The sequence below is a fragment of the Micropruina sp. genome, from assembly GCF_047602385.1.
Taxonomy (GTDB): Bacteria; Actinomycetota; Actinomycetes; order Propionibacteriales; family Propionibacteriaceae; genus Micropruina.
On sequence record NZ_JASGHL010000001.1, the window covers coordinates 250,089 to 261,301 of the forward strand.

Consider the following 11,213-nt stretch of genomic DNA (forward strand, 5'->3'; position numbering starts at 1 on the left):
ATCCAGAGCTTGCCCGCTGCCGTCGAACGGGGCACGCCCGGCCGACGGCTGCCGTACCCGCTGAGCGAGCTCGAGCGCGGCTTCCGGGACCTGCGTCGCGAGGCGATGCCGACACGCCGATCGCGGGTGGCATGCTGTCTGCATGACGGTCGAAGCCACTCCCGGTGTGCTCCTGGTGGCCAGCACGGAGCTCAGCGACGGCGTCTTCGACCAGAGCGTTGTGCTGGTGCTGGACGCGGACGAGTCCGGGTCGCTGGGCGTCGTGCTCAACCGTGAGGCAACCATCGATCTACGTACCGCGCTGCCCGCCTGGGCGCCGCTGGTCAGCGAGCCGAAGGTGCTCTTCGAGGGCGGGCCGGTGTCCCAGGAGGGGGCGATCTGCCTGGCCTCGCCGCAGCGTCCGGACGAGGAGCCGCCGGGCTGGCGCTCGCTGTTCGAGGCGGTGGGGCTGCTGCATCTGGATACCCCGGTCGAGATCGCCGAGGGCGCCTACCGCGACCTGCGGATCTTCGCCGGCTATGCCGGATGGGCACCGGGCCAGCTCGAGCACGAACTGGAGCAGGGCTGGTGGCATGTGGTCCGGGCTACCTACACCGACGTCTACGACCGCGACCCGGACTCGCTGTGGCGCCGGGTGCTGCGCCGGCAGGGCGGCGACCTGGCCCTGCTGGCGACCTGGACCGCCCACCCCGAGTGGAACTGACCGGGCAGACCGCAACCGGAAAGGGTGTCCGCGGGGTCGTCTAGACTGCGAGCACGGTGGGCGTCCGGAACAAGGGGGTGCGGTGTCGGACGGCATACAGCGCGCACAACGCATTCTGGTCGTCGACGATGACGTCGCTCTCTCGGAGATGCTCCAGCTGGTGCTTCGGGCCGACGGCTTCGATGCCGCCTGGTGCAGCTCCGGCTTGCGCGCGGTCGAGGTTTTCCATCGCTACCGCCCCGACCTGATCTTGCTCGACCTGATGCTGCCGGGGCGCGACGGCGTCGACGTCTGCCGTGAGATCCGGGCGGTCTCGGGCGTCCCGATCGTGATGCTCACCGCGAAGTCCGACACCCGCGATGTGGTGGAAGGTCTCGAAGCCGGTGCCGACGACTATGTGGCGAAGCCGTTCAAGGTGAAGGAACTGCTGGCCCGGATCCGCACCCGGCTGCGCCGCCAGATTCCCGCCGAGACCGGTGTGCTGGCGATCGGCGACCTGACCATCAATGTGCCCGAGCACACCGTCCGGCGAGGCAGCGACCTGGTTGCCCTCACCCCGCTCGAGTTCGACCTGCTGCTGGCGCTGGCCAAGCGGCCCCGGCACGCGTTCAGCCGCGAACTGCTGCTGGAGGAGGTCTGGGGGTACCGGCACGCCTCCGACACCCGGCTGGTCAACGTGCACGTCCAGCGGCTGCGCAGCAAGATCGAGCACGACCCCGAGCACCCCGAGATCATCGTCACGGTCCGCGGCGTCGGCTACCGGGCCGGAGAGCCTCGCGAACCGTGAGCGGCCAGGCCGCCGAGCGAACCGGCCGGACGCCGTGGTCGCGTTCGCTGCCGTTCCGGGTGGTGGTGACCGCCCTGGTTGCCGCACTCACCGTGCTGGCGGCCACCGGCTGGTTCCTGATGGACCAGTCCTCGCGCGGCATCCTGGACGGCAAGCGGCAGGCCAGCCTGGCCGAGGCGTCGGTGGTGCTGGACGGGATGCAGCGCGACCTGCGCACGCTCAACCTGCGCACCGCGTCCATCAACGAACGTCTCACCCAGCTGGCTCGGGACGCCGCCTACCGCGGTTCGGTCGGCAACCAGTACTACGTGGTGGTCGCCGGCCCGGTCTCGGACATCGGCTCGGCGGGTCTCGACTACGCCAGCGTGCCCGAATCCCTGCGCCGCGCGGTGGCGGGCGCGGACGGGGTCTATTCGACCCCCACCGAGATCCTCTTCCTGGACGCGCGTCCGGCCGTCCCCGGACTGGCGATCGGGTCGGCGTTGTCCGCCCCGGGCGGCACCCGCTACCCGGTCTACTTCCTGTTCACCCAGCAACCCGAGGCCGAGACCCTGATCGTCGTCCAACGCGCGACGGTGATCGCCGGTCTGATCGTGCTGGTGGGCGTGGTCGCCACGGTGTACCTGATCACCCTGCAGGTGTTGCGCCCCATCCGCGCGGCCCGGCTGGCCGCGGAACGCCTTGCGGCCGGGCATCTGGAAGACCGGATGGCGGTGCGCGGCACCGAAGACCTGGCCGGCCTGGCGCGCTCGATGAACCATCTCGCCACCGAACTCGACCGCAAGATCACCGAGATGGAGGACCTGTCCAGGGTCCAGCAGCAATTCGTGTCCGACGTCTCCCATGAGCTCCGGACCCCGCTGACCACGGTCCGGATGGCCGCCGACGTGCTGTACGGGCAACGCGACGAGTTCGATCCGCTGGCCACCCGGAGCACGGAGCTGCTGTCGGCCGAACTCGACCGGTTCGAGGAGTTGCTGACCGACCTGCTGGAGATCAGCCGGTTCGACGCCGGCGCCGCCGAACTCAGCCTGGACGAGGTCGATCTCGCCCAGATCGCCGCCGAGGAGCTCGCGGCGCAGACCCGGCTCGCCCAGCGCTACAGTGCCGAGCTGCGCTTGGACGCGCCCGTGGCCTGCGTGGCCGAGGTCGATCCGCGGCGGATCCGGCGGATCCTGCGCAACCTGATCGCCAACGCCATCGAGCACGGCGAGGGCCGGCCGGTCAGCGTCCATGTCCGTGGCGACGAAGGTGCGGTCGCGGTCGCCGTCCGGGACCACGGGGTCGGATTCAGTGCCGCCGAGGCTCACCAGGTGTTCAACCGGTTCTGGCGAGCCGACCCGGCGCGGCGCCGGTCGGTGGGGGGCAGCGGCCTAGGGTTGGCGATCGCGCTGGGCGACGCCCGGCTGCACTGCGGCTGGCTGAACGCCTGGGGACGTCCGGGACGCGGCGCGCAGTTCCGGTTGACCGTGCCGCGTCGGGCGGGGGAGAGCTTCGTCTCCTCGCCATGGCCGGTGGTGCCCGACGATGCCGAGCTGGTCCAGCGATGAGGCGCCTGCTGGCGGTGCTGGCCGCCTGCTGCCTGGTGCTGCTCGGCGGCTGCGTGACCGTGCCGACCAGCGGTCCGGTCGAGCGGCACCTGCCGGCCCAGCAGCAGGCCAACCCCGGCGTCGACATCGCGCCCGTTCCCCCCGCCCAGGACGCCTCGCCGGGCTTGATCGTCGAGGGCTTCCTGCACGCCATGGCTACCTACCAGCCCGGCTACACGGTGGCCCGGCAATTCCTCACCGCGGACGCGGCGGACGGCTGGCGACCCGAGTCCGGCGTCGAGGTCTATGCCGGCGGCTACCCGCCGCAGGTGAGCGACTCGGGGGTGGTGCTGACCGCCCCGCTGGTGGGCACGCTCGATCCGCAGGGCTCGTTCACCCCCGGCGCCACGGCCTACCACCACGACTTCGGCCTGCAGCGCGACACTGAGAAACAGTGGCGGATCTCCCGCCCGCCGCGGGGGCTGCTGGTGTCGCAGTCGTTGTTCAGCGGCACCTGGGTGCGGGCCGACGTCTGCCTGTGGGACGCGACCGGGACCTGGCTGGTCCCCGATCCGCGATTCGTCCAGACCGGGACGCCGGGCCTGCTGGCCACCGTCCGAGCCGTGCTCGGTGGCCCCAGCCGGTCGGCCGCGGCCGCCTATCGTCCGGCCCTGGGCACGCGCGTCGAGGCGTCCGCGGCTACCCTCGGCGCCGGCGGCACGGTGACCGTGGAACTGACCGGCGAGCTGGAGGCCCTGGACACCGAGTCGCGGCGCCGCCTCGCCGCCGAACTCGTCTGGTCACTGAGCTCGCTGGACGGCGTCACCGGGGTCCGGATCCACGGCAACGGGGCCGGGTGGGATCTGGGCACCAGCGGCGTGTTGTCGATCAGCGACTTCCCCCAGGGCGCACCACTGCCGCCCAGCCCCGGCGAGGGGGTGTTCCTGCTTCGCGAGGGGACGGTGCAACGCGCCACCTGGGCCGACCCGGGTGCGGCGCCGCTGGCCGTCGGCGGAGCGCCGATCAGGGCCAGCGCGCTGGCCGCCCGCACCGACGGACAGGTGCTGGCGCTGGTCACCGACGGCGGCACCCGAGTGCGCAGCGTCGCCGTCCGGGACGGGACGGAGCGGGTCGAGCTGACCGGTCACCAGGTCACCGGCGTCCGCTGGACTCGGCAGGGTGAATTGTGGGCGGTGCTGGACCGGACCCGGGACGCCCGGTTGCGGGTGATCCGGGACGGCAGGGAGACTCCGGTCACCACCGACAGCCTTCCACAGGGCTGGATTCGCAGCTTCGCTCCGGCACCGGACGGTGTGCGGGCGGCGCTGGTGATCGAGAACCAGGGGCGGACCAGCCTGGGCGTGGCAGCGATCGTCCGGACGGCCGGCGACTTCCGGCTGGTCGGCTGGCGCGAGCTGACCCCGGCCAACTGGGCGCCGGCCGGGCAGCAGCCGGCGGATGTCGGCTGGACCGGCTCGGCAAGCCTGCTGGTGCTGCTCGGCGGCAGTTCCACCGCCCGCGTGGTCAGTGTGGACAGCGAGGGGGCGGTGGCGACCGACGTCCGTCCCAACGACACCGCCGCTCTGGTGCAGCTGGCGGCCGCGCCGTCCGGACGGGCGGTGCTGCGCGGTCCGGACGGCCAGACCTGGCGGTTCGTCGACGGGTTCACCTGGGAGCCGTGGCTGGACCGGGTCGAGGCGGTCGCGCTGCCCTGACCGCTGGGTATTCGGCCCAGGCCTGTGGATAGTCACCAGCGGCGGATCCCCAACGGGCAGACTCGGGCGATGCGATGGCGTGCGGTTCTCGACGCCGCCGCGGATCTGGCCTGGGGTGGCAGCTGCGCGGCGTGCGGACGACCCGGCCCGGTCTGCTGCCAGGCCTGCGACCGCACCGTGCGCGAACTCGCGCCGCGTCGGGTCCGCTCCGGCGAGGGCGCGGACCTGATCTGGGCGCGCGGTGACTATGCCGCCGAGCTGCGGGCGTTGATCCTGGCCTGCAAGGAGCGGCAGGGACTCGGCCTGGTGCCGCTGCTGGGCGATCTCGCGCTCGGCAGCGTGGCCGCCGTCGCGTACGAACGCGGCCACGGCGGAGCACTGCTGCTGGTGCCGATGCCGTCGAGCCGGGCGACCGTGGCCGAGCGCGGGTTCGACCTGACCTGGCTGATGGCCCGCCGGGTGTCCGGACGGCTGCGCCGGCTGGGCCTCGACATCCGGGCGGCGCGCGGACTGACCCTCGCCCCAGGGGCCCGGGATCAGGTGGGCCTGAGCGTCGCGGACCGGGCCAGTAACCGGCTGGGCCGGATGCGCGTCCGCCGGCTCGCACCGGCACCGATGCTGCTACTCGACGACATTGTCACCACCGGCGCCACTCTGACCGCCGCCGGCGCGGCGCTGACCGCGGCCGGTCATCAGGTACTCGGAGCGGCGGTCGTCGCCGCGACTCCACGGCTGGATGGCCGCGGCCGCCCAGGGCGGAGGTGATGCCGGCGGTTGGGACAGGTCCCCGCTGTGGACCCGGTCGAGCGTGGGTAGGCAGCCGGGCGGTCCGACAGGCTCGACCGGCGTCGCCCGGTCGAGCCTGCCGAGACCCGGTGGACTCCGCTCAGGCGCTCTGTTCCGCGGCGGCCGCGACGTCGAGGTGGATGACGCCGTAGTCGTAGGCCCGGCGACGGTAGACCACGCTGGGTGCGCCGCTCTCGGCGTCCACGTAGAGGAAGAAGTCGTGGCCGACCAACTCCATCTCGTCCAGCGCCTGGGCCAGCGTGAGCGGGGTCGCCTTGAACAGCTTCTCGCGGACCACCAGCGGGCCGTCTCCGTGGACCTCGAGACCGGCGATCTTGCGGATCTCGGGGCGGTCCTCGTCCTGGGTGGCCGCGGCCACCACCGGCGGCGCGCCGAACTGCTGCCCGGCACGGAGTCCGCGATGCACTTTGCGGCGGTCTGCCGCCCGGCGGAGCTGGGACTTGAGCCGGTCGAGGGCGTGCTCGAAGGCGATCAGCTTCTCGTCGGCGGTGGCTTCAGCACGCACCACCGGGCCGCGACTGCGCAGGGTTATCTCGACCGAGGTGGCCTGGTCGGGTTGTCGGGTGTGCGGATTGGCCGACACCTGTACCTCGACCCGGATCACCCGATCACGCAGCTTCTCGACTCCGCTCAGGCGCTCACTGACGCGCGCACGGAAGTCGTCGCTGATCTGGCAATGCCGGCCGGTGACGAGAACGTCCACTGCAACCTCCTGGTCGATCTGGGCCCGGCTCGGCGAGCACGGGCGGTAACCCGAAAGGCGCCCGGCTCGACCCGCTGTGCGAGGTCTGCGGCCGTGGCGCCATGCGTCCAACCTACTGATGCCACCTGAGGTTTACCAGGCTCTCGCCTGTGCGTCGCCGATAGGACGGCAACCCAGCTGTAACACCTCGCAATCTGCGCGTAACAGAGCCCGAACCTCGACGAAACACCGTCGGGCGATGGTTGCGCCATGACCCTGTTAGAGCTCAACTCCGGCGACACCGCCTGGATCCTGATCAGCGCCGCGCTGGTGCTGCTCATGACCCCCGGTCTCGCCTTCTTCTATGGCGGCATGGTGCGCGCCAAGGGCGTCCTGAACATGATGATGATGAGCTTCATCTCGATGGGCGTCATCGGCGTCTTGTGGGTGCTCTTCGGTTACAGCATGGCCTTCGGCAACTCTGTCGGCGGCCTCGGCATCATCGGCAACCCGTTGGAGTACGCGGGCCTTGAGAGCCTGCTCACCACTGATCCCGAGGCGAGCTACCCGGCCCTGGCGTTCGTCGCCTTCCAGGCCTGCTTCGCCATCATCACCGTTGCGCTGGTCTCCGGTGCCATCGCCGACCGGGCGTCCTTCGGCGGCTGGACGCTGTTCGCCGTCCTGTGGGGCACCCTCGTCTACTTCCCGGCCGCGCACTGGGTGTTCGCGTTCAGCAACGACGACGGCACCGTCGTCGGCGGCTGGATCGCCAACCAGATCCAAGCCATCGACTTCGCCGGCGGCACGGCGATCCACATCAACGCCGGTACCGCCGCACTCGCGCTGGCCCTGGTGGTCGGCCCGCGGATCGGCTTCGGCACCAAGCCGATGCGGCCGCACAACATGACTCTGGTGATGCTCGGGGCGGCCCTGCTGTGGTTCGGCTGGTTCGGCTTCAACGCCGGTTCGGCCGTTGCCGCCAACGGGCTGGCCAGCCTGGCCTGGGTGAACACCCTGGCCGCGACGGCCGCCGCGATGCTCGGCTGGCTGATCGTGGAGAAGCTGCGGGACGGGCACGCCACGTCGCTCGGCGCGGCGTCCGGGATCGTCGCCGGCCTGGTCGGGATCACCCCGGCCAGCCGGTGCGGTCAGCCCGATCGGCGCACTCATCCTCGGCCTGGTCGTCGGTGTGGCCTGCGCCTACGCGGTCGGCCTGAAGTTCAAGTTCGGCTTCGACGACTCGCTGGACGTCGTCGGCGTCCACCTGGTCGGCGGCCTGGTCGGCACTCTGCTGATCGGTCTGCTGGCGGATCCGGCCACCTCGGGTGACCCGGCCGAGCCCGCGGTTGCCGGCCTGTTCTACGGCGGCGGCTTCGACCAGCTCTGGCGGCAGGCCGTGGGTGCCTTCTCGGTGATGGCCTTCTCGTTCGTGATGAGCTACCTGATCGCCCTGGTGGTCAAGCACACCATCGGCTGGCGCGTGTCCACCTCTGACGAACTCGGCGGCATCGACCTCGCCGAGCACAGCGAGGCCGGCTACGACCTGAGCCCGGTGTACTACTCCAGCCGGGTCGGGCACACGCTGGTCCTCACCAAGGACGACTTCCCCGAGAACGACAAGACGGGAGCTATGAAGTGAAGCTGGTAACCGCCATCATCCAGCCCGAGATGCTGGAGCAGACCCAGAAGGCCCTCGTCCGGCACGGCGTCGGCGGAATGACCATCAGCGAGGTGTCCGGCTACGGACGCCAGCAGGGTCACGTCGAGGTCTACCGCGGCGAGGAGTACACCATCGACTTCATCGTCAAGGTGCGCCTGGAGATCCTGGTCGACGATCCCGAGGTCGAGGAGGTCGTCCAGGTCATCGCCGGCGCCGCCCGCACCGGGTCGGTCGGCGACGGCAAGGTCTGGGTCGTTCCGGTAGAGAACGTCGTCCGCGTCCGCACTGGGGAGAGCGGTCTCGCGGCCGTCTGACCCGACGATACGAAAGCCTGGGGGGACCCGCACAAAGACAAGCGGGAAGGCGGGGCTCCGAGTTCGCTCGGAGCCCCGTTCCGCGCGTCCGGTCCGCTTTCGGTACGGGGGACGGTTCTTTCGGTCCGCCTTCGATGCGATCGGAGCCGGGTGTCATCGAACTCGACCGTCCAGCACTGATTTATCCACAGGGGAGAAGAGGCTCACCGCAGCGGCCACATTCGCTCCTACGTTCAGTGCGGTCACCGAAGAGGCGTAGGTGCCCGATGACGTCTCAATGCGGTCGACGTGAGCGCCATCCGGTATGTCGTGCCGGCCGTCTTGACAGTGCCGTGGTGGCCACGGGCGTGGCGAAAGGTCGGCGGTTCCAGGCTGCGTCCGGTGCTGCTGATCGCCGGTGCGGCGGGCACCCCGTTCTTCCTCGTCGTGCTTGCACTCGGCACGCCCGGCGGGGGAGCCAGTGCTCTGGTGCTGCTCGGCCCGGCGGCCTTGTGGGCGCCTACACCGTGGCACTGGAGCAGGCACGGCTGTCGGCAGTCACGTGATTGTGGTGATGTCGTTGCCGTCGCTGTGGTCGGTACTGCCATGGTCGCACCGCACGCCGCCGAGCTTCTCGCTGAGGCCCGGTGGGTCATGTCTCAGCTGCGGGCCGGCGGGGCCGATCCGTGTTCCAGGTCGTCGCTGCCATGGCGGAGGGGGCGTGCACAGGGGCCGCTCTCGCCCGGGCGTCGGGCCGGATTTGACCAGGTGTCGTTGGCTCCGTAGTGTTTACCAAGCCTTCTCGGTGAGACGGACGGCCTGGAGAGATTCGGGGCGGACGGGCCGGAGGGATTCCAATCCAGAGCAGTGCGGGTACGGTGTGTCTCCAGGTCAGGAGCCGCCTAGGCCTGGTGTTTGTTGTGGGGTGGGTGGGGCAGGATAGCTTGGTTTGACACCGAGCACAAGCCCTTGTAAGGTAGGTCGAGTTGCCCCAAGCGGCGGTCGTGAGGCTGAGGCGTGGTGCGCACCCGAATCTTGAGAACTCAACAGCGTGCTTGAAAGTCAATGCAATGTGCACCCTTCGGGGTGTGCGAACAACGAATATCCCGTCCCTTGAGGCTGTTGTCTCTTGGACGTGATTCCTTTGATTATTGATAGATCCAGCAATGGATCCTGTCAGTGTCAGGCAATCCTTTGACAGCACATGCCGGCTTCGGTCGGTGCTGAAAGTTTTCAACGGAGAGTTTGATCCTGGCTCAGGACGAACGCTGGCGGCGTGCTTAACACATGCAAGTCGAACGGTGATGAGGAGCTTGCTTTTCTGATCAGTGGCGAACGGGTGAGTAACACGTGAGCAACCTACCCTTGACTCTGGGATAACAGTTGGAAACAGCTGCTAATACCGGATATGAACCTCTTAGGCATCTGGGAGGTTGGAAAGCTCCGACGGTCAGGGATGGGCTCGCGGCCTATCAGCTTGTTGGTGAGGTAATGGCTTACCAAGGCGACGACGGGTAGCCGGCCTGAGAGGGCGACCGGCCACACTGGGACTGAGATACGGCCCAGACTCCTACGGGAGGCAGCAGTGGGGAATATTGCGCAATGGGCGAAAGCCTGACGCAGCAACGCCGCGTGCGGGATGACGGCCTTCGGGTTGTAAACCGCTTTCAGCAGGGACGAAACTGACGGTACCTGCAGAAGAAGCACCGGCTAACTACGTGCCAGCAGCCGCGGTGATACGTAGGGTGCGAGCGTTGTCCGGAATTATTGGGCGTAAAGAGCTCGTAGGCGGTTTGTCGCGTCGGAAGTGAAAACTCGGGGCTTAACCCCGAGCCTGCTTTCGATACGGGCAGACTTGAGGAATGTAGGGGAGAACGGAATTCCTGGTGGAGCGGTGGAATGCGCAGATATCAGGAGGAACACCAGTGGCGAAGGCGGTTCTCTGGACATTAACTGACGCTGAGGAGCGAAAGCGTGGGGAGCAAACAGGCTTAGATACCCTGGTAGTCCACGCCGTAAACGGTGGGCACTAGGTGTGGGGGACATTCCACGTTCTCCGTGCCGTAGCTAACGCATTAAGTGCCCCGCCTGGGGAGTACGGCCGCAAGGCTAAAACTCAAAGGAATTGACGGGGGCCCGCACAAGCGGCGGAGCATGTTCATTAATTCGATGCAACGCGAAGAACCTTACCTGGGTTTGACATATACCGGAAACATTTGGAGACAGGTGCCCCGCAAGGTCGGTATACAGGTGGTGCATGGCTGTCGTCAGCTCGTGTCGTGAGATGTTGGGTTAAGTCCCGCAACGAGCGCAACCCTCGTCCTATGTTGCCAGCGGTTCGGCCGGGAACTCATAGGAGACTGCCGGGGTCAACTCGGAGGAAGGTGGGGATGAGGTCAAGTCATCATGCCCCTTATGTCCAGGGCTTGAAACATGCTACAATGGCTGGTACAAAGGGCTGCGATACCGCAAGGTGGAGCGAATCCCATAAAGCCAGTCTCAGTTCGGATTGGGGTCTGCAACTCGACCCCATGAAGTCGGAGTCGCTAGTAATCGCAGATCAGCAATGCTGCGGTGAATACGTTCCCGGGCCTTGTACACACCGCCCGTCAAGTCATGAAAGTCGGTAACACCCGAAGCCGGTGGCCCAACCCTTGTGGAGGGAGCCGTCGAAGGTGGGACCGGTAATTAGGACTAAGTCGTAACAAGGTAGCCGTACCGGAAGGTGCGGCTGGATCACCTCCTTTCTAAGGAGCCTTTTGGCGAGAATTAATCAGCTCGTCCAAGCGCACGGTTTGCCACGGCGAGTGTTCGTGGGGCCGGCAGGCTACTAGTGGAACATTGACTTGAAGCCTAGTCACCAGGAGAGTCAGTACAGTCCCGAAAGGGAAGTGGAACATCTTTTGCTGGAGCGAAGCCTGAGAGCACGCTGTTGGGTCCTGAAGGGTCGGTTGCGTCTGCAACACCTTCAACAGAGCGGATCAGTTGAGGTTGCCGGTGGAAGTCGGTGATTGAGCTGGGCCCGCCCGTTTCTTGA

At 68.1% G+C, this 11,213-nt stretch carries 8 protein-coding genes, 1 rRNA gene and 1 pseudogene; 9 read left to right on the forward strand and 1 reads right to left on the reverse strand.

Annotated features, from left to right (window positions below):
- Positions 1-142: 142 nt before the first annotated feature.
- The 5 genes from QM711_RS01210 to QM711_RS01230 all read left to right on the forward strand — a co-directional run bounded on the left by QM711_RS01210 (position 143) and on the right by QM711_RS01230 (position 5,499).
- Entirely contained in the window at positions 143-703 is a 561-nt protein-coding gene (locus QM711_RS01210) for a YqgE/AlgH family protein (RefSeq protein ID WP_415095900.1), read from the forward strand.
- Positions 704-785: 82 nt separating this feature from the next.
- Positions 786-1,490: an MtrAB system response regulator MtrA gene (gene mtrA / locus QM711_RS01215; RefSeq protein WP_415095901.1), complete on the forward strand. Its 705-nt coding sequence runs from the start codon at positions 786-788 to the stop codon at positions 1,488-1,490.
- 47 nt (positions 1,491-1,537) lie between these two features.
- Positions 1,538-3,040 carry an MtrAB system histidine kinase MtrB gene (gene mtrB, locus QM711_RS01220; protein ID WP_415096843.1) on the forward strand — a complete coding sequence of 501 codons (1,503 nt, stop codon included), beginning with the start codon at positions 1,538-1,540 and terminating at the stop codon, positions 3,038-3,040.
- The gene (locus QM711_RS01225; RefSeq protein ID WP_415095902.1) at positions 3,037-4,734 is read left to right on the forward strand and encodes an LpqB family beta-propeller domain-containing protein; all 1,698 of its coding nucleotides are present in this window, start codon (positions 3,037-3,039) and stop codon (positions 4,732-4,734) included. The genes mtrB and QM711_RS01225 overlap by 4 nt, the downstream gene beginning before the upstream one ends.
- A 69-nt stretch (positions 4,735-4,803) precedes the next feature.
- The gene (locus QM711_RS01230; RefSeq protein WP_415095903.1) at positions 4,804-5,499 is read left to right on the forward strand and encodes a ComF family protein; all 696 of its coding nucleotides are present in this window, start codon (positions 4,804-4,806) and stop codon (positions 5,497-5,499) included.
- Between the two features lie 121 nt (positions 5,500-5,620).
- Here the strand turns inward: QM711_RS01230 and hpf are convergent, their stop codons facing one another.
- On the reverse strand, positions 5,621-6,244 hold the full coding sequence (gene hpf, locus QM711_RS01235) for a ribosome hibernation-promoting factor, HPF/YfiA family (protein WP_415095904.1): 624 nt from the start codon (positions 6,242-6,244) through the stop codon (positions 5,621-5,623).
- A 318-nt stretch (positions 6,245-6,562) separates the two neighbouring features.
- On the opposite strand from hpf, the pseudogene QM711_RS01240 reads away from it, so the two are divergent.
- The 4 genes and pseudogenes from QM711_RS01240 to QM711_RS01255 form a co-directional block, all read left to right on the forward strand.
- Positions 6,563-7,300: pseudogene (locus QM711_RS01240) on the forward strand (ammonium transporter); the annotation flags it as partial.
- A 112-nt stretch (positions 7,301-7,412) separates the two neighbouring features.
- Positions 7,413-7,862 carry a hypothetical protein gene (locus QM711_RS01245; RefSeq protein WP_415095905.1) on the forward strand — a complete coding sequence of 150 codons (450 nt, stop codon included), beginning with the start codon at positions 7,413-7,415 and terminating at the stop codon, positions 7,860-7,862.
- The gene (locus tag QM711_RS01250) at positions 7,859-8,197 is read left to right on the forward strand and encodes a P-II family nitrogen regulator (protein WP_415085776.1); all 339 of its coding nucleotides are present in this window, start codon (positions 7,859-7,861) and stop codon (positions 8,195-8,197) included. Before QM711_RS01245 ends, QM711_RS01250 begins: the two co-directional genes overlap by 4 nt.
- 1,212 nt (positions 8,198-9,409) lie before the next feature.
- A 16S ribosomal RNA gene (locus QM711_RS01255) occupies positions 9,410-10,923 on the forward strand.
- Positions 10,924-11,213: the final 290 nt, after the last annotated feature.

Excerpts from the sequence above, each read along its gene's own strand:
- QM711_RS01225 (WP_415095902.1), top strand. The coding sequence starts at position 3,037 with ATGAGGCGCCTGCTGGCGGTGCTGGCCGCCTGCTGCCTGGTGCTGCTC.
- QM711_RS01210 (WP_415095900.1), top strand. The coding sequence starts at position 143 with ATGACGGTCGAAGCCACTCCCGGTGTGCTCCTGGTGGCCAGCACGGAG.
- QM711_RS01230 (WP_415095903.1), top strand. The coding sequence starts at position 4,804 with ATGCGATGGCGTGCGGTTCTCGACGCCGCCGCGGATCTGGCCTGGGGT.